General features: G+C 68.3%; 22 protein-coding genes and 1 pseudogene. 10 read left to right on the forward strand and 13 right to left on the reverse strand.

The genetic code is table 11. The features are described 5' to 3' along the window. Positions 1-41 precede the first annotated feature (41 nt). From fbaA to J5X86_RS00465, 7 genes are all read right to left on the reverse strand, one after another. Positions 42-1064: a class II fructose-bisphosphate aldolase gene (gene fbaA, locus J5X86_RS00435; RefSeq protein ID WP_208514867.1), complete on the reverse strand. Its 1023-nt coding sequence runs from the start codon at positions 1062-1064 to the stop codon at positions 42-44. Positions 1065-1240: 176 nt separating this feature from the next. Then, positions 1241-1786, reverse strand: a complete 546-nt coding sequence (pyrE, locus tag J5X86_RS00440; protein WP_093463450.1) for an orotate phosphoribosyltransferase — start codon at positions 1784-1786, stop codon at positions 1241-1243. Between the two features lie 102 nt (positions 1787-1888). Then, on the reverse strand, positions 1889-2704 hold the full coding sequence (locus tag J5X86_RS00445; RefSeq protein WP_208514868.1) for an aldose 1-epimerase: 816 nt from the start codon (positions 2702-2704) through the stop codon (positions 1889-1891). Between the two features lie 25 nt (positions 2705-2729). Then, positions 2730-3656 carry an SRPBCC domain-containing protein gene (locus tag J5X86_RS00450; protein ID WP_208514869.1) on the reverse strand — a complete coding sequence of 309 codons (927 nt, stop codon included), beginning with the start codon at positions 3654-3656 and terminating at the stop codon, positions 2730-2732. A 366-nt stretch (positions 3657-4022) separates the two neighbouring features. Continuing rightward, a complete protein-coding gene (locus J5X86_RS00455) occupies positions 4023-5618 on the reverse strand; it encodes a polyamine aminopropyltransferase (protein ID WP_208515612.1) in 1596 nt (531 codons plus the stop codon). Between the two features lie 120 nt (positions 5619-5738). Next, the gene (locus tag J5X86_RS00460) at positions 5739-6329 is read right to left on the reverse strand and encodes a DUF2617 family protein (protein WP_208514870.1); all 591 of its coding nucleotides are present in this window, start codon (positions 6327-6329) and stop codon (positions 5739-5741) included. 321 nt (positions 6330-6650) lie between these two features. Further along, complete coding sequence (locus J5X86_RS00465) at positions 6651-6947, reverse strand: hypothetical protein (RefSeq protein WP_078642615.1); 297 nt, start codon at positions 6945-6947, stop codon at positions 6651-6653. A gap of 156 nt (positions 6948-7103) precedes the next feature. Here J5X86_RS00465 and J5X86_RS00470 point away from each other — a divergent pair, with 156 nt between their 5' ends. Beyond that, on the forward strand, positions 7104-7484 hold the full coding sequence (locus J5X86_RS00470) for a VOC family protein (RefSeq protein ID WP_208514871.1): 381 nt from the start codon (positions 7104-7106) through the stop codon (positions 7482-7484). A gap of 21 nt (positions 7485-7505) precedes the next feature. Here J5X86_RS00470 and J5X86_RS00475 read toward each other — a convergent pair whose 3' ends face one another. After that, positions 7506-8450: a DUF5996 family protein gene (locus tag J5X86_RS00475; protein ID WP_208514872.1), complete on the reverse strand. Its 945-nt coding sequence runs from the start codon at positions 8448-8450 to the stop codon at positions 7506-7508. A gap of 214 nt (positions 8451-8664) precedes the next feature. Between J5X86_RS00475 and J5X86_RS00480 the strand changes: the two are divergent. From J5X86_RS00480 to J5X86_RS00490, 3 genes and pseudogenes are all read left to right on the forward strand, one after another. Further along, a pseudogene (locus J5X86_RS00480) lies at positions 8665-8848 on the forward strand (IS5/IS1182 family transposase); the annotation flags it as partial. Between the two features lie 151 nt (positions 8849-8999). Next, positions 9000-9392: a MerR family transcriptional regulator gene (locus J5X86_RS00485; RefSeq protein WP_308124407.1), complete on the forward strand. Its 393-nt coding sequence runs from the start codon at positions 9000-9002 to the stop codon at positions 9390-9392. Between the two features lie 84 nt (positions 9393-9476). Next, entirely contained in the window at positions 9477-9800 is a 324-nt protein-coding gene (locus tag J5X86_RS00490) for a hypothetical protein (RefSeq protein WP_208514874.1), read from the forward strand. Positions 9801-10372: 572 nt separating this feature from the next. Here the strand turns inward: J5X86_RS00490 and J5X86_RS00495 are convergent. Continuing rightward, the gene (locus tag J5X86_RS00495) at positions 10373-11221 is read right to left on the reverse strand and encodes a TIGR02391 family protein (protein ID WP_208514875.1); all 849 of its coding nucleotides are present in this window, start codon (positions 11219-11221) and stop codon (positions 10373-10375) included. Positions 11222-12054: 833 nt separating this feature from the next. Here J5X86_RS00495 and J5X86_RS00500 point away from each other — a divergent pair. Both J5X86_RS00500 and J5X86_RS00505 read left to right on the forward strand, forming a co-directional pair. After that, on the forward strand, positions 12055-12780 hold the full coding sequence (locus J5X86_RS00500; protein WP_208514876.1) for a helix-turn-helix transcriptional regulator: 726 nt from the start codon (positions 12055-12057) through the stop codon (positions 12778-12780). Positions 12781-13331: 551 nt separating this feature from the next. Further along, positions 13332-14930, forward strand: a complete 1599-nt coding sequence (locus J5X86_RS00505; RefSeq protein WP_308124408.1) for a restriction endonuclease — start codon at positions 13332-13334, stop codon at positions 14928-14930. Between the two features lie 1167 nt (positions 14931-16097). Here J5X86_RS00505 and J5X86_RS00510 read toward each other — a convergent pair. After that, a complete protein-coding gene (locus J5X86_RS00510) occupies positions 16098-16421 on the reverse strand; it encodes a hypothetical protein (protein WP_208514877.1) in 324 nt (107 codons plus the stop codon). Positions 16422-16964: 543 nt separating this feature from the next. Between J5X86_RS00510 and J5X86_RS00515 the strand changes: the two genes are divergently transcribed. Further along, complete coding sequence (locus J5X86_RS00515; protein ID WP_243979168.1) at positions 16965-18245, forward strand: XRE family transcriptional regulator; 1281 nt, start codon at positions 16965-16967, stop codon at positions 18243-18245. Positions 18246-18249: 4 nt separating this feature from the next. Here J5X86_RS00515 and cutA read toward each other — a convergent pair whose 3' ends face one another. After that, positions 18250-18582, reverse strand: coding sequence for a divalent-cation tolerance protein CutA (gene cutA / locus J5X86_RS00520; RefSeq protein WP_208514879.1), 333 nt, complete (start codon positions 18580-18582; stop codon positions 18250-18252). A 393-nt stretch (positions 18583-18975) separates the two neighbouring features. Between cutA and J5X86_RS00525 the strand changes: the two genes are divergently transcribed. Together J5X86_RS00525 and J5X86_RS00530 are read left to right on the forward strand one after the other, a co-directional pair. Further along, a complete protein-coding gene (locus tag J5X86_RS00525) occupies positions 18976-20157 on the forward strand; it encodes a pyridoxal phosphate-dependent aminotransferase (RefSeq protein ID WP_059146504.1) in 1182 nt (393 codons plus the stop codon). Between the two features lie 214 nt (positions 20158-20371). Beyond that, positions 20372-21559, forward strand: coding sequence for a hypothetical protein (locus J5X86_RS00530; protein ID WP_208514880.1), 1188 nt, complete (start codon positions 20372-20374; stop codon positions 21557-21559). Positions 21560-21628: 69 nt separating this feature from the next. Here J5X86_RS00530 and J5X86_RS00535 read toward each other — a convergent pair whose 3' ends face one another. Beyond that, positions 21629-22165, reverse strand: a complete 537-nt coding sequence (locus J5X86_RS00535; protein ID WP_078642600.1) for a YbjN domain-containing protein — start codon at positions 22163-22165, stop codon at positions 21629-21631. Between the two features lie 141 nt (positions 22166-22306). After that, positions 22307-24898, reverse strand: coding sequence for an ATP-dependent chaperone ClpB (clpB, locus tag J5X86_RS00540; protein WP_208514881.1), 2592 nt, complete (start codon positions 24896-24898; stop codon positions 22307-22309). A gap of 137 nt (positions 24899-25035) precedes the next feature. On the opposite strand from clpB, the gene J5X86_RS00545 reads away from it, so the two are divergent. After that, entirely contained in the window at positions 25036-25440 is a 405-nt protein-coding gene (locus J5X86_RS00545) for a pyridoxamine 5'-phosphate oxidase family protein (protein ID WP_208514882.1), read from the forward strand. Positions 25441-25445: the final 5 nt, after the last annotated feature.

A 25445-nucleotide genomic window follows, 5' to 3' on the forward strand; every position in this document is an offset into this window, starting at 1 on the left:
AAGGCGAGCGCCGGGCCCGTGAGAGCGAGCCGGAGAACGAACTACTTCAGCTTCGTCCCCGTGGACCGAAGGTTCGCACAGGCCTGGGTGACGCGCTCCGACATCCCCTTCTCGGCCAGCTTGCCCCAGCTCCGGGGGTCGTACGTCTTCTTGTCGCCGACCTCGCCGTCGACCTTCAGCACCCCGTCGTAGTTGCGGAACATGTGGTCCGCGATCGGGCGGGTGAAGGCGTACTGGGTGTCGGTGTCGAGGTTCATCTTCACCACACCGTTCTCCAGCGCGGTGCGGATCTCCTCCTCCGTGGAGCCGGAGCCGCCGTGGAAGACGAAGAAGAACGGGTCCTGCTTGCCGTACTTGGCGGCGACACCGTCCTGGAGGTCACGCAGCAGGTCCGGGCGGAGGACGACATTGCCCGGCTTGTAGACGCCGTGGACGTTGCCGAAGGAGGCGGCCAGCAGGTAGCGGCCCTTGTCGCCCAGGCCGATGGCCTCGGCGGTGCGCAGGGCGTCGTCAACCGTCGTGTACAGCTTGTCGTTGATCTCGTGCGTGACGCCGTCCTCCTCGCCACCGGTCGGGGTGATCTCGACCTCGAGGATGATGTTCGCCTTGACCGCCTCGGCGAGCAGCTCCCGCGCGATGCGGAGGTTGTCGTCGAGCGTCTCGGCGGAGCCGTCCCACATGTGGGACTGGAACAGCGGGTTCTGGCCGTTGGCGACGCGCTCCTGGGAGATCTTGAGCAGCGGACGGACATAGCCGTCCAGCTTGTCCTTAGGGCAGTGGTCGGTGTGGAGGGCGATGTTCACCGGGTACTTCTCGGCGACGACATGCGCGAACTCGGCAAGGCCGACCGCACCGGTCACCATCTCCTTGCTGTACTGGCCACCCAGGAACTCGGCACCACCGGTGGAGATCTGGACGATGCCGTCGCTCTCCGCCTCGGCGAAGCCGCGCAGGGCGGCGTGCAGAGTCTGCGTCGAGGTCACGTTGATCGCGGGGTAGGCGAACTTGCCTGCCTTCGCCCGGTCGAGCATCTCGTTGTAGATCTCAGGGGATGCGATGGGCATCTGACCGCTCCTTGTATGTGCGGGTTAGTCGTACTTGGCCCTGACCTAGGGGCGACGTCATCGTCGGGGCCATAATCCCAGACTCCGTCGATTGCTCCACACGGCGCACGCGGAGACCACACGGACGGGGGTGGGTGGTTTCACGTGAAACGTCCGACCGCCCCACCCGCCACGATTCAGCTCAGCTCGAGGTCGGCAAGCGAGTACGCCGGGAGGTACGGCAGCCCGGCGTCCGCGATCGCCGGCGCGGCGCCGCGCTCGACGATCGTCGCGACCGCGACGACCTCCGCGCCCGCCTCCCGCGCCGCCTCCACCGCGGTCAGCGGTGAACCGCCGGTGGTGGAGGTGTCCTCGACCACCAGCACCCGGCGGCCCGCGATATCCGGGCCCTCGATCCGCCGCTGCATCCCGTGCGTCTTCTGGGCCTTGCGGACCACGAAGGCGTCGAGCCGGCGCCCGCGCGCGGCCGCCGCGTGCAGCATGGACGTGGCCACCGGGTCGGCGCCCAGCGTCAGACCGCCCACGGCGTCGTACTCCAGATCGGCCGTGGCCTCGAGCATGACCTGCCCGACCAGCGGCGCGGCCTCGGCGTCCAGGGTGATCCGGCGCAGGTCGATGTAGTAGTCGGCCTCACGCCCGGAGGAGAGGGTCACCTTGCCGTGGACCACGGCCTTGTCCTTGATCTGCTGCAGCAGGGCGTCACGCGCATCGCTCATGCGCATGAGCTTAGGCGGTGGCCCTCGGAACCCCTCAAGCCGCTCCGTTCCGTCAGGCCGAGCCGCCCCGCTCCGCTCCGTCAGGCCAGGCCAGGCCAGGCCAGGCCATCAGGCCAGTGTGCGCCAGCTCCAGGTCATGGAGAGCTCCAGCGGATCGATGGGGGTGACCAGGCGCGGCAAGAGGTTGAGGCCGTTGGGCGGGCCGGACTGCGGTTCGACGCACACCGCCTCCGCCTGCTCGTCGTAGACGACCACCCACTCCGTCCGGCTGGTGACCTTCAGCTCGAGCCGGCCGGGCCAGGTGAGCGTGACGTCCACCCCCTGCGGCATGCCGAAGCAGTCGTCCCAGGGGCCGGGCTTCGGGGCGATCCGGCGGCCGGTGGGGAGGTGGTCCTCCCCGCGCTCCTCCTGCCATGCGGCGTCGAAGGCGATCTCGGCATCGGCGCCGCCGTCGCCCAGGTTCCGCAGGAACCACGGATGCCAGCCCGCCTGCGCCGGGAACGAATCGCCCTCGGTCTCCACGCTCATGGTGACGGTCGTGCTGTCCGGGGAGAGCTCGAAGGTCTGGGTGACCCGGCCCTCGTACGGCCAGGGGTCGGCGAGGTCGTAGGTGAAGGCCGCGCTGGACTCCCCGGTCCTGACCGGGCTCCATGCGACGTTCCGGCCGGTCCCGTGGATCGCGTGCGGCGGGGAGTTGATGGGCAGTTGGTGGGTCTGCCCGCCGTTGCGGAACCGGCCCAGCCCGGTCCGGCCGCACCACGGCACCATCGGGAACGCCCCGAACCGCGGGCCCTGTCGCAGCAGCTCCGTACCGCCGATGCGCAGTGAACCGATACGGCAGCCGTTCTCGGGTGAGACGGTCAGCTCGGCGTCCCCGGCGGTCAGCCGTACGCCCTTGGTCTCCGGAGTCTCTTCGGTGGTCACAGCTACCGACCCTATGCGCACACGCTCATCGGCGGCGGCGAAGTACGCGACGGCCCACGACGACGACGGAGGCGAGCACCACGGCCGCGGCGGGCGCGGCCCAGCGCAGTGTGGCGCTGGTGGAGACGGTCTGGGGCGCGGGGACGGGGGCGTAGCGGCCGCGCGGCGGGGCGTGGTCGACCTCCTCCGTGGAGCGGCCGATCATCGTGCGGCGGGCGTGCGCGGCCTCGGCCGGTGGCTCGTCGTCCAGGTCGTCGAGATCGGCGAGGTCACCGAAGCCGACGGGCTCCTCGACTGCGTCCGCGTCGTCGACGTCCTCGAGGTCGCCGACGTCGTCGATGTCCATGTCGTCGGCCGACAGCGGAAGCTCGGCCTCGGTCGGCAGCCCGGACTCCTCCGCGGCGGCGGCCGTACCGGCGGCGTCAGTGGCCCCGTCATCGGCCTCGTCGTCCCCGGCCTCGTCAGTGGGCCTGTCGGTGGGCCTGCCAGGGGCCTCGTCCTCGGTGGCCGCGGTGATCGGGGACGTCTGCAGCCCGGCGGTGAGCGCCGAGGCGAACCGGTCCAGCATGCGGCGGGCCACGGTCGTGGACGCCTCATCGTCGAACTCGGCCAGCCGCCCCTCGCAGTGGACCGTCCCGGCGCAGATCAGCTCCGTACCGCCCTCGACGGGCTTCGGCGTCACGGTCAGCGCCAGCTTCACCGAGCCGCCGCCACGCGCCTCGGTGCCCTCGCCCTCGATCTCGAAGGCATCGGCGCGCCGACCGACGCGCAGCACACCGCGGTAGGTGATGGTGGACCCGCCGATGCGCAGCCGCAACCGGCCGGAGAGCGGCCCGGCGGCCTCATCGGCGTCCCGCTGGAGCCCGGGAACGCAACGGGCGACGCGATCGGGCTCCGCGAGCGCCAGCCGGACGGTGTCGACGGGAAACGGAACGAACACCTCATGCTCCATAGCTCAAGACACTACCCATCGCTCGTTACCTGAGACCCGTTCCCGGTCAACTTTCCGCACCGGGCGCGCCGCCCACCGCCTGGCCACCGCGGCCTTGCCCCTGGCGGCCTTGCCCTCTGCGGCCTTGCCCCCGGCGGGGCCTGCCGCGACCGGCGGCGCGTACCCCATCAGGCACACGCCGACGACGCGCGCCCCCGGCGTGCGGGCGGGCGCCCGCGCCGAGCCCCGGAGGATCAGGCGGCTCCCCCACAGGACCCCTCGCCCCACCGAGCACCCTCGCCGCGGAAGGCGCCCCCGCCCCCGGAAAGCGCCCCCGCCCCGAAGCGGGACGCACCACAAACGCACGGTGCGCCCTGCCAAGGCGCCTCACTCCCCATAGCGCGGACGCATCAACGTGGAAGGAGGCAACCCCGCCTCGCGATGCCGCTCGGCCGTGCGGCGGGCCGCCCGTAGCCCCTCCTCCGTCAGCGAGCGCGGTCGCGGATCATGCGGGGCCAGCCGCAGCCCCACCGGGGAGCGCGCCGCCAGCACAAAGCCCCAGTCGTGCGGGGACCCACGGCCGGGGCGCGGGGAGCCACGGCCCGGGCGCGGGGTGTCGATCACGTAGGGCGCGGTCCGCAGGCCGACCGAGCGCATCGTCGCGTCCACCGTCCAGAACGCCCGTGGGTCGGGCCGCAGCGGCCCGGCGTGGACCACCAGCCGGCCGCCGGGCGCCAGCACCCGCTCGGCCAGGCCGTAGAACTCCTGCGAGTAGTACTTGGTGCTCGGGGTGAGCTCGGGGGCGGGCAGATCGCAGACCACCACGTCGTACGCCATGGACCGGCGCAGCCAGTCGAAGGCGTCCGCCGTGACCGCCCGCACCCGCGGATCGCGGTAGGCGCCGCCGTTGAGCGCGGACAGGCCCGGATCGCGCCGGGCCAGCCGCACCACCTCCGCGTCGCGCTCCACGACGGTCACCGAACGGACCCCCGGATACCGCAGGACCTCGCGCGCCGCGAGCCCGTCGCCCCCGCCCAGCACCAGGACCCGGCCGTGCGGTCCGGCGGCCATCGCCGGGTGGATCAGCGCCTCGTGGTAGCGGACCTCGTCGCGCCCGCTGACCCGCAGCCGCCCGTTGACGAAGAGGGCCAGCGGCCGACCGCTCGTTCCGCCGCCCACGAGCACGATCTCCTGCTCACCGGTGCGCAGCGCGACCCGCACCCCCGGTCCGTAGACGGCCTGCCGGGCGGCCCGCTCGAAGGAGGGGGTCAGCACGGCACCGGCGGTCAGCGCGGCGAGCACCAGCCCATTGACGACGATCAGTGTCCACCGCGCCCGTACGCTCAGATCGCGGCGGAACAGCCAGAGCACCAGCGCCCCGCCGGCGACCGTGTTGACCGCGCCGGTGACCAGCGCGCCGGTGAGCTGCCCGAACGCGGGCAGCAGCAGAAAGGGAAAGGCGAGCCCGCCGACCAGCGCGCCCACATAGTCCGCCGCGAACAGATCGGCCACGGCGCCGCCCGCGTCCTGTCGGCGCACTCGCTGGATGAGGGTCATCAGCAGCGGCACCTCGGCCCCGATGAGCACCCCGATCGCGAACGAGAAGCCGACGAGCGCGGAGCGCGAGTGACCGCCCCACGCGAAGCACGCGTACAGCGCCATCGCCGAGCAGCCGCCGACGAGCGCGAGCACCGCCTCGACCGCGCCGAAGCCGACGGCGGCCCGGCAGCGCAGCCGCTTGGCCAGCAGCGAGCCGACGCCCATGGCGAAGACCATCACGGACAGCACCACGGATGCCTGGGTGACCGAGTCACCCGCCAAGTACGAGGCCAGCGCGACGAGTTCGAGCTCGTAGACGAGGCCGCAGGCGGCGCAGACGAAGACGGTGCCGAGAACGAGGAAGCGGCCGAGCGCCGCCCTCACGGGCAGCCGCGCCGGAGGGCCGGACTCCGGCGACGACGGCGCATCCGAGACGGCGGACATCGGCGAATCGATCACAAAGGGAACGCTACGTTACATATCGCTTACGCCTCGTCCCCCATACGAGTGCATTGCCGTTCACGCATCGGGCATCGATGGCCTCGCGAACACCCTGGACCCCCTTTAGGCACACGGCACTTGGGGCGACCGCCCATCGGGCAGGCCACCTATCTCGAGCCCGCCCGCGCCCGGCGGCCGGAGCGCGGCCGGCGCCCGGGCCCCCACACAGGTGCGGGTGGTGACCAACCGCCCCTCCTGGGGGTAGGCATGCCAGGTCCGCCACCCCACCGTGCCCTCGTGCCACTGCGCGAGCAGCGCCGTGAACGCGTTCGGACTGCCGGGAAACGTACCGGCCAGCCCGTGCGGATGGTCGGCCACCAGCGCGAGCAGCTCCTGCGCGCGCCCGGCGAAGGCCCCTTGCGACAACTCCTCGACGCGCGCCGCGAATTCATATTCGCGGCCGTCGACGAGCGTGGAAACCCCCAGCGGAAGCGCGGTGCTGTTGCCGGACATGCAGGCCACGGTCTCCGAGCAACGGCTCCCCTCCCCTTCGAGGAGGACCTGATGCGAGGCTCCCAGGAGCCTCAACTGGACGTCGAAACCATGAAGTTGAAGATCAAGCACGGCGAGGGCGGGAAGCGGTTCCCGTCCCAGGCCCCAGGCGAGGTCAGCGGCGCGGGTATCGGTGTAGGCAGTCTTGAGGGTCGTGAGCATGGATCGGCTCCGCAAACACGCAATGGAAAAAAGATGGGCCGACTCGCCCCGCGGTGGGCCAGGGGCATGCGCATACGCCGGCTCGTGCCCACGTGGGGCCGTAAGGTCGATGGTGGTATACGGAATCATGAAATGCTGGGCGCCACATCGTTTTTACCCATCTTCGCCGGGTTTCCACCCCCTAGGGCGCCTTCTAGGTCAAGTGTTCAACAAGCCCGCGCCCGGCGCACGTTGGCGCGCCGGGCGCGGGCTCATTGCTTCACGGCCGTAAGAACGGCGTGGCGACCATAAGGACGCGTGGTGGCTAGGGGATCCAGGGGGTCAGGCGCCCCCACCGCAGCCACCGCCACCACCACCGCCGCCGCCACCGCAGCCACCTCCACCACCGCCACCGCAGCCACTTCCGCCGCCGCAGCCACCGCCGCCATGGTGGCCACCCCCGTGATGGCCACCACCGCCGTCGCCACCGGCCCACCAGCCGCCACCGGCCGCCCCACTGGAACCCGCACCCCAGGACCGCTTGCGTCGTCCGCTGTACCCCTTCGACCGACCGGCGCTCAGCGCGGCGACCGCCGCGAACGTGAACGCCACCACGACCAAGATGACGACAGGACCCATGGTCCTCACTCTCCTTCCATCCCCCGTAGCGAGGTACCGCTTCGTACCTGTCGTCTCCCCTGCCCGACCTCACCCGGGTCGAAAGCGAAGTTGAGGAAGTCCAGAGGTTCGGCGAGGCGCGACTGACCGTCGGCTCAGGTGGGTAATTTGCCGTGCATGCACAGGAGCCGTGTGTACGCCGTTTTGATCGACGCGCCCAAAGCCGAGGCCGACCGGGCGACCGCCTTCTGGTCCGCGGCTCTCGGCGTCACCGCCGAGCCGTTTGCGCCGGAGCCGCAGTTCACCACGCTCCATGAGGCTCTGCCGGGGCTGGTCACCGCCGTCCAGGCGGTCGACGACGCACCCCGCATCCACCTGGACTTCGAGACCGACGACGTCGAGGCGGAAACCGCGCGCCTGCTCGCCCTGGGCGCCGAGCAGATTACGCAGTGGCAGGAGTGCCGAGTGCTCCGCGTCCCCGGCGGCCACTTGATGTGCGTACTGCCCCTGGAGAGCGACCCCGAGACCTTCCGGGCACAGGCCAACGTCTGGCCCTGACACTCGTGCGACGGCGCGCCGCTAGCGGTGCTCCCAGTGATGCGGGTCGGCTTCCAGCACCGCGCGGTCCCAGTCGCCCAGTTCGGCGGCCGCCTCATAGGCGCTGTGCAGGAATTCGCTCAGCGTCCGGTCCGGATCGGCCGCGGTGGCGACCGTCTCGTAGGGCAGCACGAACTCACCGGCATCCCGCTGGTACGAGGCCGCCTCGGGGCGGACCGTATGGTCGGCGAAGCCCGCGGGTTCCGGGTAGGCGTAGGTGTAGAACCCGCCCTCCGCACCGCCACCGGGCCAGAAGCCGCAACTGGACAGCTCGACGGAGTACGCCTCCCGCGTCACCCGGTCCGGCAGATTGGGCACCCCACCGGCGGGATGCTCCGGCGCGGACCGCCCGGAGAAGCGAGTGGCGGCCAGGTCCATCGCCCCCCAGAAGAAGTGCACGGGACTGGCCTTGCCGACGAAATGCGACCGGAATTCCCCGAACACCCGGTGTGCGCTCAGCAGCTGCCCCCAGAAAAGCCGAATGGCGTACGGGTCATACGCCGCATGCCGGTGATCCTCCGGGAACGGAATCGCCAGCGCCACCTCGTTCGGCCGGGGATGCATCCGGGTCTGAATACCCAGCTCTCCCAGCGCACCCATGATCTCGGCGTAGAACTGGGCCACCGATTTGGACTCCAGCAACAGCTCACGCCGGCTCCCGTCACTGACCCGGATCCCCAGCCGCTGATCGACGAAGTCGAACTCGATCTCGAACGCCCCGGTCCGGTACGGAATCGTCGACGTACTCAGGCCGCGCGGGGTGACATACAAGGTCACCTGCCACCACTGATTGGCCGGTGGCGCGTGATCCAGCCGGATCTTCCCGACGATCTGGGTCCACATATGCAGCGTGTCCCGCGCCTCGGCCCAGTCCTCCAGCCGAAGCCGCGGCCAGGCGCCCGCCTGCTGTGTCCTGTGCTTGGCCATCTCGCCTCCCGCGGGCCTCACCGCTCCGGCAACGCCCGCAATCGATCACAGTCGATGGCTTCCGACCCGGCCGAGTACCCGCCCATCACGCCGATGAAAACGACGACAGGTAGAGAACCCCGGCATGGGAGAGATCCAACGCCCTGGAGTCCTGTACCAGCAGCTCACTGCGGAGATCTGCAACGGCATCGTTACAGGCGAGTGCAGGCCCCAGCGCCCCGCTTCCCCGCACGGCACCGGACTCGGACGCGTGCGGTGGGTGGCTGAAGCAGCCCTCGCGCACTTCCACGATGCCCGCCGGTTACGCACTCGCTGGGAGGGCCCGTGACAACGTCCACGAAGGCTTCCTCCGACTCGCCCACTGCATGATCCTCGCCCGCAAGCATCCCGCTCTCTGAGAGGGCCCCTGATGAGGACTCCACATTGCCTGTAGGGACGAAGAAGCGCACGCGCTGCGCGACATGTATACGCCTGCTAATCGGTCGGTAGCGTGTAACGGTGCGACATTTCCCCACCCCCCGACACGATCGGCATGATGGCGCGGGCGCGGTGTGCGAGCCCCTGAGCCCGGACCTCCGCGGACGCGGGCGCCAACTGCTTTCCATCAGCGAGCTCGCGCACCGGAGCGCGGTGAGCACTCGGCCACTTCGCTACTACGAGGAACAGGGCCTCTTGATCCCCAAGCGGAACGCCGCCGGGCACCGTCGGTACGACGCCAAGGCGGCCGACTGCGTCCACTTCATCCAGCACCTGTTCGACGCCGGCATCCCAAGCAACCTGATCCGTATCGTGGTCCAGGAGTGCCAACTCCCCGATTCCGTCCCCCGGGTCGAAGCGATCCTGCGCACCAGACACGAGGAGTTGTCCGTCCAACTCGAAGGACTGCGGACCACGCTGGCCAACCTGCAGGCGGTTCTGGACACGGTGACGGAGAGCCGCTGACTTGCCCTTCACACCAGTGTGAACGCCTACGTTCGCGATGCGGGCACACGAAGGGTGAGCCCGGCACACTGGAAAAGTCGACTGGTGAGCAGCTACATGCTGGCGCAGCTTCAGCTCAAGTACGGTTTCGCGAACCTCGCACGCTACGAGCCCGCCATGGTGACCGTCCGCGCGCCCTTCGAATCCCAAGGCATCATGCTCATCGCGGAGACGGTGACGCGCGTCGGGCCACTCTACGAGGCATGGAACCTCTGGAAGGTCGAGGACCACGGCCATCTCGAACGCGCGCTTGGGACCATGACGCTCGACGATCCCGAATCCCTGGCCGAGCTGGACACCACCGTGGAGCACGAGCAGACCCGGTTCCTCGGATCACTCGCGTTCGCGGGAGGTCCAGAGACCAGCTGAAGGGGCACGGAAGAGACTGGCCGCGCGCTACTGTCGGTCCTCTCCGAGCAGGCCCAGCAAGCAGCGTGCGCCGCCTTCGACGCGGGCAAGCATGCTGATGCCACCAGCCTCTACGAGACCAGTCACCAGGCAGGAGACACGACCCTCGTCGCAAACGCTCTCGCCTTCCTCGGGTACCAGAAGATCAACGCGGACCGCACTGTCGGGATAGAGATAGTCGTGCATTCCTCCGCCACCGCAGGTTCCGACGTCCCGCCCGGCGTGCGCGCGCTGCTGTACGGGCACCTCGCCTGGGCGTACGCCGCCGCCCCTTTCGTTGGCCCCTGGGCCGAGGGAATGCATCTCATCGAGTTCGACGTTGGACCGCCCAGCGGAAGTTTTGGCGAGCCAAGGTCGCACTCAATGTCCGCCCTTATGGTCCCCCGCGCCGGGCAGAGCCCAAGTTGCCAACCAACGTATGGCCCCCTGATCATGCCCGACCCCAGACCGGGCAGGCCACCGGCCAAATTTGCTCCGCCGAGCCAGGCGTACCGCTTGGCGGTGGAAACACCGCAATTCTCGTTGTGGCCTTCTCAGCCTGCGCTGGGTGGCGTGACTGTTGCTCGATCAAGCGCTCTATGTAGTGCGCTGGCAACTGAAAGCCATTCAATTACCTCGTCCGTGTCAAAATCGGGGTCGGACGGCCTGTGCGCTCGCGGATTGCGCGCTGCCCGAAAAAGGGCCATCCCTAGATGCATGTATCCTTCTTGTTCGCTGATCTCTGAGCTCTTGACGCCATCATTAACGGCAATAATTCGCTGCTTACCAAGCGTTCTCGATACGAGCGAAGCTCCATCATCGTCCAGCCCGCTGAGCTGCTGCAAACGAGCCCCGACGCTCTGGCATGCCTCTACAACTGCCTCATCGCCATGCCCACTTGACAGCCGAGCCAGGGCTCCCGGCTTGATGGCCGGATGTAGATGCTGGAGTCGTGCCGCAATGGCGTCCCTCTTCTGTTGAGGGAGCGTTGTAGTGGACTCAGGATGCTTGATAGTATGCAGGATAAACGTTTGCAGGGTACGCGCGAATTCCTCGCAGGTGCGCTTCACGGGACCTGAAGCGTAAACCCAGGATGTGTCTTTCTGGTTTTTCGCCAACGTTACTGAGATTTGTGTATCCGGGTAGTCACCGTCGCGTTCGTACCGTGCGATGTCTACTGACGTAACGTCCCGGCGATCGTCCCCTAGGTCGATCTGGGCATCAATCAGCGTGTCGTACTTTCCGTACAGGTCCCGTTTACCCTTAAAGTAGAATTTAGTTTCCGCCTCTGGCCATTGGTCGGTTACCCTTTCCAGCTCGCGGGCAATTTTTTCGAAAAGGTCCCAGTTTTGATGGTGCCCATGCGGAACTAAGGCAGTGGCGTAGTAATCTCTTCTTGCCACCTTGGTACCCCCTAAGGTGATGAAGGCGCAGCTATCACCATGTCAGCCGCTAGATCATAGTCGGCGCAAGCCGATCGCGGATGAGAACTGTTGACGAGGTGGCTCACCAGTCATCTCGTGCGGGTTGCTGTTGGTCGGCCCGTGCCCAGGGGTGTCACAGCCTGGTTGGGCCGCCTCCGGGCCGTCCGAGGTCGGCCAGCAGTGCCCGACAACGGCCAACGTCGAACACTCGATGAACGGCGATGATGCTCATCAGAATCAAGCGAAAGCATCGATGACCTCTGCTGGTCCTGCCAAAGCACCCCAAACCGCGCTTACTTGCGTGCTCTCGGACCTGGCCATCAGCCGGTGAGCCTGCCGCACCTCCTCTGGGCGCTACTGTTCAGCGCTGCCGGATGAAGTCGCACAAGGCTGCAAGAACTTCTTCATGTGTGCAGGTCAGATGCATTATCGGTGGCCGCGTTCTTGCAGTACAGATTTACGTAACTGGGCGCAAGAACTGTCCAACCGGCTCGCGTCATTGCCCGCCGAACTGCATCCTGCTCAACACGGCAAGGAACGTTGCGACCGCGACGTCGTCCTCTGTCGCCATGACACTAAGGAGCGTCTTGTGAGCACTGCGCTTGAGCACTCACCCCTGAGCATGCCCTGTATCGTTAATGGCCGTATTGACGTGCATCACCTAGCCCCTGACGTGGTGCTGGTGGTGGTTGTGGTCCTCGTTCTTCTTGGCACCCCTGTAAGTGACGTCACCGCACTTCTAAGTGCGGTGAGCCTCCTGATCGCTCAGGTCGGTTCCGACCTCCGTCAAACTCCATGAAGGAGGTTGCGCCATGGCTCGTCCGGAGAAGCCGTTGCCTGAGGGTTCCGATCCGCATATTGACGCCGCACGGTGGCTGCGCGGGCTCCGTGATCGCGCGGGATTGACGAACCGCCAATTAGCTCAACAACTGGGTATGTCGGAGTCCACCATTTCGCGGGCGATGGCTGGCCGAGGTTCGAACGCATTGGTCAGACTCTTGTTCGTCATGACCTTCATGTGCGGTGGGAGCATCGAGGAATCTCAAAACCTGATGGGGCGCCTTTCTCGGCGTCGGCGTGCGCATCTACAGCAGCCCATCGAGGGCATTCTCGGTTGCGACCCGGATCTGATCACCACGCCAGCTGAGTTAATCCGAGGAATGAGGGTTCTCCGCATTCATGCTGGCCAACCCTCTCTTGCAGAATTGAAACGCAGGTCACCGAACCGCACGCTGGCGCCGACAACGATCAATGAAATTCTGTTGGGTCAGCGCTTGCCATCCGCGCTTGTGCTTGCTCGATTTGTCATAGCGTGCGGAGTTGTAACACCCGAGTCCGACCGCTGGGCACGAGCCTGGCAGCGGGTTATGTTTTCGCAACAGCAGAGTGGGTGGAAGTCTAAAGCCCCCTTTTCGCGCATGATCCGTTTTCAGTTGGTTGAGATGGAGGCCAATGTCGGATCTGCCTTCAGCGCGCCTTTCCAGGAAGCACATGAAGAGATCAATGGTCACCTTGCTGGATCCTCGGATCATGACTGATCTTGATTCGCGACGGGCCGGTCTCTCTATGTCGTCGGACTAGTAACCAAACCCGCCGCACTGACGACGTCTGCATACGCATCTCCTAGAGCCGATGCAGCAGGCATGCCCCGGCTGGAACGGGCTAGCCCCTCCACGACGGGCCGACGTTGCCGGTGTACAGCTGCCCACCGGCGCGGTCATGTTGCTCTTTAGGACTGCGAGGGCCGTATGAGGGCCGCTCGGTCGAACTCCTAATGCGGTGGTCGCCCGTCAAAAGCACCAGCAGCGGTGACGGCAACGTTGAAGCACAGAGCGGGGAGAGCTGTTGCGGACCAGCGCAACGGCTGAGAGCTTTAGCGGCCCTTGGCCGCGCCCCACCAGGTTGCTTCAAGCCGCCAAGATCGTGCAGGCGCTGCCAGCTCGCGGGGATCCACTGGCTGCCAGGGCCCGAGACATCGATGCACCGTGACTCCTGCCCCAAGGCCCACACGTCTCCGCCACGCGTGATTCTTAGGAGTGGGAGGGGAATGCAGCCCTGTGACGGAGTTAGGGCAGGGGAGGGGCAGCAGGTGGCGCAGCGTGGAAGCAGTCGGGGGAACGAGTACCAGCGGCAGCAGCAAGCATTACGACGGGCCCAGGAACAGCAGGCTCGCCAGGCCGAGCGGGCCCGCAAGGCGGCCGAGGCAGCCACCAAACGACGCGAGCGGGAGCGGAAGGCGGCGTACGAACAGGCGCAGGCAGAGATGGCAAGGATTCGCACGATCGGCGTGGAGCACGAGGTCGAGCAACTCGGACAGTTGCTACGTGATGCGCTGGTCGGCGACCCTCCCACGACCTTCGAGCGCCGGCGCCGAACTCACGCGTCGAAGGCGTTAGATGAGCGGGCGTATTCGCGTCCCGAACCCGCTCCGCGATGGGAGGAGTTCGCTCCGCCGGAGCCTGGCGGCTTGGCCGCGGTTCTGGGTCTAGGTAGGAAGCGGTACGAGGCGGAAGTAGCCGAGGGTCGGGTGCGCTTCGTTGAAGCAGCGGAACGTCATAGGCGAGCTGAAGAGAAGCGACTCGCGACACTGGAGCGGAAGCGGGCCGAGCACCGTCGGGCTGAGCAACGAGCCCACAACGAGGTAGCGGCCTTCAACAAGGGGTTGGACGAGCAGCGCGAGGCGTACCGCGCGGGAGACCCTGCAGCTGTGGAGGCTCACCTGGGGGCCGTGCTGGATGCTTCCTCGTATCCGAAGGGGTTCCCGCACGAGCATCGAATCGCTTACCGCCCGGCAACCGGCGAAGTCCTTGTAGAGATCCATTTACCGCCCGAGACAACCGTTCCCGCGGCGCGTGGATACAAGTACGTGAAGAGTCGAGATGAGACGACTGTGGTGCCACGGCCGGAGAAGGAGCGCAAAACGCTCTACGCGTCTGTGCTGGCACAGGTCGCTCTGCGGACCGTCCACGAGATCCTCACCAGTGATCCGGATCGGATCGTCAACGGCGTCATCCTGAACGGTCACGTCAAGACGATCGACCGTGCCACTGGGCACGAGGTGGCTCCCTGCCTGATCACGCTCAGCGCGGCTAGGGAAGAGTTCGGGAAGCTCCGTCTCAGCCAGGTCGATCCGGCGCTGTGTCTCCAGCGCCTGAATGCGATTGTGTCTCCCAACCCGTACGACCTCGAACCCATCCGCCCCATGATCGAGTTCGATCTGTCGAAGTACCGGTTGATGGACAGCATGGACGTGGTGGCTGGTCTCGACAGCAGGCCAGTGCTGGTCAAGCTGACGCCCACGGAGTTCGAGCACTTGATCCGGCAGCTGTTCGAGGCGATCGGCATGGAAGCGTGGAACACCCAGGCTTCGAAGGACGAGGGCGTGGACGCTGTGGCCGTGAGCAAGGACCCGGTGTTCAACGGGGAGTGCATCATCCAAGCCAAGCGCTACAGCAAGCTCGTTGGCGTGGAATCCGTCCAAGCGCTTGCGGGCGTGGTGGAGCACAAGCGAGCCGCGAAGGGTGTCCTGATCACTACCTCCTGGTTCGGCAGGGCAAGCCACGATTTTGCCCGACAACATGGCCGCCTACAGCTCATCGAGGGCCCGGAACTCAAGTACCTCGTCAAGGAGTACCTCGGTAAGGACGTGATCCCAGGGCCAGTTCCTCCCAAGCGCCGGCCAAGCTAAGGCCACTACTCAGCAAGCGCCACCTCGAACATCAAGGGATCCGAAGCTCGGATGAAGATACTCACGGACGACGAACGCTGAGCCAGACCGTAGAGGACGTGCTTACGGGCATCACGGAACTGGCCAAGGCTGACAGCAGAGCCGAACTCGACGATCTCAGATTGCGGACCCGTGACGACATCAGCCGACTTGTCGGCGCAGGCAAGAGGCACCTCTGAGACGCTTGCAACGTAGAGCCGCCAGGCTGGCCCTGCTGGCACCGTTGACCGCACTACAGCCGCATGAGATCGAGCGGGGAACCCCCGGGATCACGCTAGAAACGACCCCGCCTAAAGAGACCACAGTCCAGCAGCGCGCCCCGGTCAGCACCACCCTGATCGGCCCCGAAAGGCCAGACCTCCCCAAGCTCAGTTCCGTCTCAACCGGTCCTACCCGACCGAGTTGCCGTCACCCGTGCCAGCATCGCCACCTCGCGTGCCGTCACCGTCGAAGGTTCCAGGCACACCAGCCCGGAGCCGTCTGCGCCCGAAGCAGCACGCAGCCGCAGCCCTGCCGTCTCGACGCGTCGCCCAGCTCGGCCGCAGCTTCTCTCGCGTCTCGCCAGCCGCTCATGTAGTCCACTCCGCGTGCCCAGATCCCCGCCTCCAGGTCTGCCGCCTCACTCCCGAACCCGTCGTCCCCAGGGCCGCGCATCTCGTCAAGTCCCCTTCCCTGCATGCCACCTGACAATCGACTACCAGGCCACGTCGAGCGGGAGCACGACGACGACCCCAGTGCCATCGGCACCGGGGTTCGTAATCGATGACCAGCCGGACCACCCCGGTAGCTGTCCAGGCGGCGGGGTGGTCCGGTGTGGCGTTTTCGGTTGTTGTGCGTGGCCCAGCCCGAGCTGACCTCAGTACCGCTGTCGGCCACCGGGGTAGCGGATCGGCTTACGACACTCGGGGGCGCCCGCAGGCGGGGCCTCTTGGCCGAGCGCGAAGCACAGGCCCGCGTGGAGTTGTTCCGACTCGTCCAACGTCAGCACTAGGGGCGCCAGAGTCACAGGCTTCCCGAGACGGACGATCCGAAGTGTCGCCGTGAACCGGTCGTCTCCCTCTTGGTGTACGCGCAGACCCGCCGGGGTAGCTTCGATCTTCCACTCCGAGGCGAACCGCCGGTCCGGGCTCATTCGTGCGCCCCGCTCGCTTGAGCCGGTCCGTCCTCGTCGGCCGCGGGCAGACGTCTGCCGCGACTTTCTGCGACGCGGAGCGCATCTTGCAGCGCCTCGATCAGGCGGTTTGTGAGGTAGCGGAGTTCTCGGGCGTCCGCCTTCCGATCGCGGAGCAGTAAGCGGGCGTGACCGATGAGTTCAGCGCCCATCTGAAGCTGAATCGCTTCCATCTCGTCAGCCAGTCGCGACAGGTACCCCTCACCGTCCGCCTCCGACACCAGGTAGCACGGCTGGCCAGCAGGGCCAGGCCATGGCAGCAGTCGTGGTTGCGCACTCACCTGACCACCACCATCCCGTGTGGAGCGCACAGCAGCTCCACGCGAGGCACGTCCTGCTGGCGTCGTTCCTGCCGACGTCCATGCGGGGCGACGTATGGCCCGGCCGAGCCGACGTCCCCACTGCGCGGCACTGACTGATCCGATACCCGATGTACCTGACGCACGCGCGGAAGGCGCAGCGTCGGCGCCTCCACGCTGGTCGCCGAAGCGCTTGTCTCACCGGCGCGACGACGACCGGCGCCGGGCAGCAGTAGTCGTAACAGCCACCGTACGAATCGGGGGATATGGTTTTGCACGTTGACGCTCCTACACAGCGTTGACCACGCCCCCGGGCCGTTCGCATCGGTCGCGGGGGTCTCTTGCGTCTGCCAACTGTGCTGCGAAGGAACGACGGTGGCTTCCCGCCCGTGGCTATACCCATCATGGGTAGGCTGACGGTCACAACTGTGCGACACACTGTCACCAGTAGGCGCAACGGGGCACACCATGGCCGCTTACCAACCGCCGACCGCACTACCCCGAGAACTCCTCAGCCACCCAGAGATGCGTGCCGCGATCCTGGCTCACGACTTCGGCGCCGTCTTCTCCCTGGCCCGAGCCTTAGCCAAGATCAGCTACTCGAAGATCGCCGCCGAGTGTGACATCAAGCCCGAACGAGTCGGCACCCTCGCCCGTGGCCAGGGCCGCATCACCTCGTTCGAGAAGATCGCAACGATCGCCGACGCCTTACGCATCCCCGGACATCTCCTCGGCCTCGCTACCCGCGACTGGGAAGCGGCTACCGCACCCGGTCACGCCCCTACCGCCTCAGCACGCACCTCACCCACGACCCGAGAGGGAAGCGAAACAGTGCTGCGCAGGGAATTCTTCCGAGCCACAGCCGGGGCCGGTCTGGTCCTCGGTCTGCCCGAGCTGAACCAGATCAAGACAGGCCGCCGGATTGATCGAGACGTGCCCGAACAGTTGCGACAGCGCACAGCACGACTTCGGCGACTCGATGACGTCCTCGGTGGAGGAGACACCTACCGCGTCTACCTCGGCGAGTACCAAGCGACCAAGACGATGCTCCGAGAGGCCAGCTACACCGAGGAGACCGGCCGCGCGCTCCTGTCGGTCCTCTCCGAGCAGGCCCAGCAAGCAGGTTGGGCCGCCTTCGACGCGGGCAAACACGCCGACGCGCGCGGCCTCTACCAGGACAGCCACCAAGCCGCCACCGAGGCGAAAGACGCCGCCCTGGCCGGGAACGCCCTCGCCTTCCTCGCCTACCAGAAGATCAGCACGGACCGCTCTGCCGGGATAGAGACCGCTGTCCGGGCATGCCGCACCGCAGGCCCCGACGCCCCGCCCGGCGTGCGCGCACTGCTGCATGAACGACTGGCGTGGGCTTACGCCGTAGCCGGAAACCCCGGCGAGACCGAGCGCGCCCTGAGCATCGCGGAAGCCGCCCTCAGCGAGGGCGACGGAAGCCCCCAGCCCGACTGGTCAGCGTGGGTCGACCGCAACGAGCTCCAGATCATGACCGGCCGCTGTTGGACCGAACTGCGCCGACCGCTCCGTGCCGTCCCCGTCCTGGAAGACGTGCTCACCCGGTACGACGACGCCCACGCGCGCGACAAGAGCCTCTACCTGTCCTGGCTCGCCGACTCCTACCTCACCGCCGGAGAGATCGAGCAGGCCACAGCCATCACCAGCCGCGCCCTCGAACTCTCAGCCGGTGTGGCGTCCGTCCGGCCGCGCCGGCGCCTCGCGCCGATTCTCCACCAACTCAAAACCCACCAGGAGCTTCCGTCCGTGGCCGAAGTCCTGGAGAAGGCCAGGACTTGAGAGGTCAGGCCCCGGGTTCCGGCTCAGTGGTCCGCTCCACCCACCGCAGATAGGCGTCCGAACCCGCGACGATCGGCACGGCCGACACCTCGGGGTTCTTCCACGGGTGATGCTCCAAGAGGTGCGCTTCAAGGTCGGAGTAACGGTCGGCACGGGTCTTGAACAAGAGCTGCCACTCTTCCCCCGTGCCGAACTCGCCCTGGTGCCAGAAGACGGACACCACCGGCCCGACGATCTGCGCACCGGCCGCGAGTCGAGCCGTCACCACCGACCCCGCAAGCTTCTCGGCTTCTTCGCGGCTCTCCGTCGCCGTCGCCACCTGAAGGAAATCAGTCATACCCGCGAGCGTAGACCCGGCCACAGTCCGGTCAGCGTGCTGCGATCAGTCGCTCGACGGCCGTGCGGATCGACTCCGATACGGGCGCAGTCCGGCCCGCGTCAGGCCTTCGGTCAGCAGGTTTCGGTCGTGCCGCAAGGTCTCGCGCAGATCCGCGGCCCAGTCCGCCAGTCGAAGCCGTGGCCGAGCGACGGCCTGCTGTGTCTGCTGCTGGGGCCATCTCGCCTCCCGCGGGCCCCGCCGCTCCGGAGATGTGCGGTGGATATCCGTCGACGGGCAGTCGATGGTTTCCGACCCGCCCGAGCCCCTGTACGTCGCGGTGGTGAAAACCCCGGCCCCCTGCCACGCCCAGGGCCAAAGCCAGGTTGATGAAGGCCGGCGCTTCGGCGGAGTATGGGCGCCATGGGACGACCGCCGCTCAATCGCCGACTGGCCGCCTTCGGGACCACGATCTTCGCCGAGATGTCCGCCCTTGCCGTGCGCACCGGCGCCATCAACCTGGGCCAGGGCTTCCCGGACACCGACGGCCCCGAGGAGGTGCGCGAGGCCGCCGTCCGGGCGCTGCGGGACGGGCGGGGGAATCAGTACCCGCCCGGCCCCGGGGTGCCCGAGCTGCGTACCGCCGTCGCCGAGCACCAGCGGCGCTGGTACGGGCTGGGCTTCGACCCCGATACCGAGGTGCTGATCACCGCGGGCGCCACCGAGGCCATCGCGGCGTCGCTGCTGGCGCTGGTGGAGCCGGGGGACGAGGTGGTCGCGCTGGAGCCGTACTACGACTCGTACGCCGCCTGCATCGCCATGGCGGGCGGGGTCCGCGTCCCCGTCACCCTCCGCCCCGACGGGGACACCTTCCGGCTGGACCTGGACGAGCTGCGCGCCGCCGTCACCGATCGCACCCGGCTCATCCTGCTCAACACCCCGCACAACCCCACCGGCACCGTGCTCACCCACGATGAGCTGGCCGCGGTCGCCGAGCTCGCCGTCGAGCGCGATCTGCTGGTGGTGACCGACGAGGTCTACGAGCATCTCGTCTTCGGCACCGCGCACACCCCGCTCGTCTCCTTCCCCGGGATGCGCGAGCGGACCGTCACCATCAGCAGCAGCGGAAAGACGTTTTCGTTCACGGGGTGGAAGGTCGGGTGGGTGACCGGCACTCCGGAGCTGGTCACGGCGGTGCGCTCGGCCAAGCAGTACCTCACCTATGTCTCGGCGGGGCCCTTCCAGTACGCGGTCGCCGAGGCGCTGCGCCTCCCCGACGCCTATTTCCACGGCATCCGCGAGGATCTGCGCGCCAAGCGCGATCTGCTGGCCGACGGGCTGACCGACGCGGGTTTCCAGGTCTTCCGCCCCTCGGGCACCTACTTCATCACCACCGACATCCGGCCCCTCGGCGAGACCGACGGCTTCGCCTTCTGCCGCTCCCTCCCCGAGCGCTGCGGCGTGGTCGCCGTCCCGAACGCGGTCTTCTACGACCATCAGGACCAGGGCTCCCCCTTCGTCCGCTTCGCCTTCTGCAAGCGCGATGAGGTCCTTACGGACGCCGTCGCCCGCCTGAAGACGCTCGGCGCCGGCTGACGCGGCGCTCCGGTCACCCGGGTAGGCCCCGGGTAAGCCCCGGGTAAGCCCCGGGTAGGCCCCGGGTAGGCCCGGTCAGCCTCCCCCGGATGGGCCTTCCAGGTCGCGGGCGGCCGCGGTCCGGCGGAGGGTCGGTGTGTCCGCCGAGCCCCTTGGTCCGTCCCCTCCCGGGGGCTCGGCGCATGTCCGTCGGGTGCCCGCACCGGAGGTTTCCGTGTCCGCCGACACCGCCGCGTCCACCCGGACCCCGGAGCCGCCAGGACGACCGGCCACACGGCGGGGGGTGCGGGCGTCGCTGGGGCGGGCGTGGCTCGCGCTGGCGGTGTACGCGACGGTGCGGGCCGCCGGGATCGGGTGCGTGGCGGTGGGGGCCTGGCGGACCGGGAAGCATCCGCGCACGCAGCTCGGGCACTACTGGGACAGCCTCTGGTACGTGGGCATCGCCCAGCACGGCTACGGCACCAGCCGGCCCTCGCTCACCCACCCCGGCCTGACCTTCAGCGATCTCGCGTTCTTTCCGCTCTACCCGGCGCTGATCAGGGCCGTCACCAGCATCGTCCCCCTGAGCGCGGTGACGGCGGGGCTGCTGATCACCTGGGTCACGGCCGGGCTGGCGGCCTGGGGCATCCACGCGGTCGGGGAGCGGCTGTACGGGCGGCGGGTGGCCCTGATGCTGGTCGTGCTGTGGGGGCTGCTGCCGCATGCGGTCGTGGAGTCCATGGGGTACACGGAGTCGCTGCTGACGGCGCTGGCCGCCTGGTCGCTGTACGCGCTGCTGACCCGGCGCCCGCTGTGGGCCGGGGCGCTCGCGCTGTGCGCGGGGGCCACCCGGCCCAACGGGATCGCGGTCGCGGCGGCGGTGTGCGCGTGCGCGGCCGCCGAGGTCTGGCGGCGCCGCGGGCGTACGTCCTGGCGGGTGTGTGCGGGCGCGGCGCTGTCACCGCTCGGCTGGCTCGGCTACACCGGCTGGGTGGGGGTGCGGCGCGGCACCTGGCGCGGCTATCTGGACGTCCAGGACCGCTGGGGCACTTCTCTCGATCTCGGCGCGAGCGGCTTCCGCTCCGCCCGCGGCCTGATCATGGGGAGCGGCTCGCTGCCGCACTACATGTCCCTGATCGTCATCGGCGCCTCGCTGATCTCGCTGGTCTGGCTCGCGCTGCGCCCACCGCCCCTGCCGCTGGTCGTCTACACCCTCGTCCTGGTGTTCATCGCGCTCACCGGCTCGAACTACTTCGCGTCCAAGCCGCGCTTTCTGCTGCCCGCCTTCCCGCTGCTGTTCCCGGCGGCGCTGGCGATGGCAAGAGCCCGGCCACGCACCGCCGTCCTGGTGGGCGGCGCGCTGGCCGGGCTCTCCTGTCTCTACGGAACGTATCTGCTGACCATGGCCGACAGCCCGGCCTGACCGCGTTCCAGCCCTCCCGGCCCAGCCGTAATCCAGCCCCCGGGCCGACCGCGACGCGGGCCCCGCGGCTCAGGACTCGCCGTCGTCCGGCTTGTCGTCGCCGTCGGACTCGATGTCGGCCTCCAGACCAAGCTGTTCGACCAGCCAGCGGTCGAACTCGATCGAAGCCCGCACCCAGCTGACCGTGCTGGATACGAAGTGCTCAAGGCTGACGCCGGTGCCGATCAGCATCTGCGCCTCACCGATCAACCGGACCGTGCCGTCGTCATTGGTGTGGGTGTAGACCTTCGGCCACAACGTGCGGCGGTTCCAGTCGTCGAGCGCCTCGAGCAGCCGCGGCTTCTCATCGATGCCATGCGGCCGGTCGTAGAACGTACGGACGGAGAAGACCTGCTGCTCCTCCTCCCCACGGAACATGAAATAGGTGCGGAACTGCTCCCACGGCGCGGCGAGGTCCCCCTCCTCGTCGACGACGTACTTCAGCTCCATCTGCTCCAGCAGCTGCTTGACCAGATCCTGGTCGGGCAGCACGGGGCCGCTCGGACCCGTCGGTTCGGGCTCGGGCTGACCCCCGAAATTCGGAATCGAGGACGGGTCGATGCTCACCGTGGATTTCCCTTCGTATGGAATACCGCCATCCTCCCTCACACCCGCCCCCGCCGTGCAACCCCGGCCGTACATTGCCCGATCCGGCCGAACAAGGACCGGCGGGACCTATTGCCGGGACTTGCCGGGACGTGCCGGGACCTATTGCGCGGGGCCCACCAGAAGGCCGTCGCCGACCCGGTCCACCCGGACCTTGTCGCCGTCGCGGATCTCCCCGGCGAGGATCTCCTTGGCCAGCTGGTCGCCGATCGCGGTCTGGATCAGCCGGCGCAGCGGGCGCGCCCCGTACGCCGGGTCGTTGCCCTCCTCGGCCAGCCATTCCAGCGCGGCCGGGGTGATGTCGAGGGTCAGCCTGCGGTCGGCGAGGCGGCGGGCCAACTTGGCGATCTGGAGCTCGGCGATCCGGGCCAGCTCCGGCCCGCTGAGCGCGGAGAAGACCACGAGGTCATCCAGGCGGTTGAGGAATTCCGGCTTGAAGGAGGTCCTTACGGTCTCCAGGACGCGTCGCTTCTTCTCTTCCTCGCCGAGCAGCGGATCCATCAGGTACTGGCTGCCCAGGTTGGAGGTGAGCACCAGGATGGTGTTGCGGAAGTCCACCGTCCGGCCCTGGCCGTCGGTGAGCCGCCCGTCGTCCAGGACCTGCAGCAGGATGTCGAAGACCTCGGGGTGGGCCTTCTCCACCTCGTCCAGCAGCACCACGCTGTACGGGCGGCGGCGCACCGCCTCGGTCAGCTGGCCGCCCTCCTCGTAGCCGACGTACCCGGGCGGGGCGCCGACCAGCCGGGCCACGCTGTGCTTCTCGCCGTACTCGCTCATGTCGATGCGGACCATGGCCCGCTCGTCGTCGAAGAGGAAGTCGGCGAGCGCCTTGGCCAGCTCGGTCTTGCCGACGCCGGTGGGGCCGAGGAAGAGGAACGAACCGGTGGGCCGGTCCGGGTCGGCGATGCCCGCGCGGGTCCTGCGCACGGCGTCCGATACCGCCCTTACGGCTTCCATCTGGCCGATCAGCCGCTTGCCCAGCTTCTCCTCCATGCGCAGCAGCTTCTTGGTCTCGCCCTCCAGCAGCCGGCCGGCGGGGATGCCGGTCCAGGAGGCGACCACATCCGCCACGTCGTCCGGGCCCACCTCCTCCTTGACCATGGTGGGGCGGTCCTGCTGGACCTCCGCCTCGGCCTCCGACGCCTCGGCCAGCTCCCGCTCGACGGCCGGGATCTCCCCGTACAGCAGCTTGGAGGCGGTGTCGAAGTCGCCGTCGCGCTGGGCGCGCTCGGCCTGGCCGCGCAGCTCGTCCAGCCGCTCCTTGAGCTCACCGACGCGGTTGAGGCCCTGCTTCTCCTTCTCCCAGCGGGCGGTGAGCCCGCGCAGCTCCTCCTCCTTGTCGGCGAGGTCGCGGCGCAGCTTGTCCAGCCGCAGCTTGCTGGCCTCGTCGGTCTCCCGGGCCAGCGCCATCTCCTCCATCCGCATCCGGTCCACCGACCGCTGGAGCTCGTCGATCTCCACGGGGGAGGAGTCGATCTCCATCCGGAGCCGGGAGGCCGCCTCGTCGACCAGGTCGATGGCCTTGTCGGGCAGGAAGCGGGAGGTGATGTACCGGTCGGAGAGGGCGGCGGCGGCCACCAGCGCGCCGTCGGCGATCTGCACCTTGTGGTGGGCCTCGTAGCGGCCCTTGAGCCCGCGCAGGATGGCGACGGTGTCCTCGACGGTCGGCTCGGCGACCAGCACCTGCTGGAAGCGGCGCTCGAGCGCGGCGTCCTTCTCGATCCGCTCGCGGTATTCGTCGAGGGTGGTGGCGCCGACCATGCGCAGCTCACCGCGGGCCAGCATCGGCTTGAGCATATTGCCCGCGTCCATCGCGGAGTCGCCGCCGGCGCCCGCGCCGACCACGGTGTGCAGCTCGTCGATGAAGGTGATGATCTGGCCGTCGCTGGACTTGATCTCGGCCAAGACGGTCTTCAGCCGCTCCTCGAACTCACCGCGGTACTTCGCGCCCGCGACCATCGCGCCGAGGTCGAGGGCGACCAGGCGCTTGTCGCGCAGGCTCTCGGGGACGTCGCCCTTGACGATCCGCTGGGCGAGCCCTTCGACGACGGCCGTCTTACCGACGCCCGGATCGCCGATCAGCACCGGGTTGTTCTTGGTGCGCCGGGAGAGCACCTGCACCACCCGGCGGATCTCCTGGTCCCGGCCGATGACCGGGTCCAGCTTGCCCTCGCGCGCGGCGGCGGTGAAGTCCGTGCCGAACTTCTCCAGGGCCTTGTACGTGCCCTCCGGATCGGCCGTCGTCACCCGCTGTCCACCCCTGACCTTCTCGAACGCGGCGAGCAGCTTCTTGGCGCTCGCCCCCTGCTGGTCGAGCAGCTCCCCGGCCTGGCCGCCCTTGGCGGCGATGCCGATGAGCACATGCTCGGTGGAGACATAGTCGTCTCCCAGTTCCCTGGCCCGCTGGGTGGCGTCCGCGATGACGGCGAGCAGCTCGCGGCTGGCCTGCGGCGGGGCCACGGTGGAGCCCTGGACGCTGGGCAGGGCGGCGAGCAGCCGCTCGACGCCGCTGCGCAAGAGGGCCGCGTCGGCCTCCGCGGCTGCCAGCAGATCCATGACGTTCTCGTTGTCCTGGCCCTCCAGCAGGGCGAGCAGGAGATGCGCGGGCGTCATATCCGCGTGCCCGGAGGACACCGCCCGGTCATTGGCGGCGCTCAGCGCCGCCCGGCTCTTGTTGGTCAGCTCGGCATCCACGTCCCTGTGCTCCTCCTCGCCGCGATCTTCCCATCCTGCCCTACCCAACCTCCGCAAAGTTGAGTCTATTCCACTCAACCTCGCTGACGCCACTCCCCTGGCCTGAGGTTCTGGGCCATGTCGGTAGGTTCTGGGCCATGTCTGTCGATCCCCGCAACCCCGATCCCGGGTACCTCGATTTCTGGCGCGAACGCCATGTGTGCACCCTGACCACCCCGCGCCCGGACGGCACCCCGCATGTCGTCCCGGTCGGCGTCACCTACGACCCCGAGGCCGGGCTCGCCCGCGTCATCGCGAACCGCCACAGCCGTAAGGTCGCCCATGTCCGGGCGGCGGGCGAGGGCGGTGCGCGGGTCGCGGTCTGCCAGCTGGCGGGCAGGCGGTGGGCCACGCTGGAGGGGCTCGCGGTCGTACGCGAGGACCCCGAGCTGATCGCGGAGGCGGTACGCCGCTACGCCGAGCGCTACGAACGCACCCCGCGCCCCAACCCCGACCGCGTCCTCATCGAAATCGCCCTCACCCGCGCCATGGGCAAGGGCTGAGGCCC

The organism is Streptomyces sp. NEAU-YJ-81 (assembly GCF_017592595.1).
GTDB lineage: Bacteria > Actinomycetota > Actinomycetes > Streptomycetales > Streptomycetaceae > Streptomyces > Streptomyces hygroscopicus_B.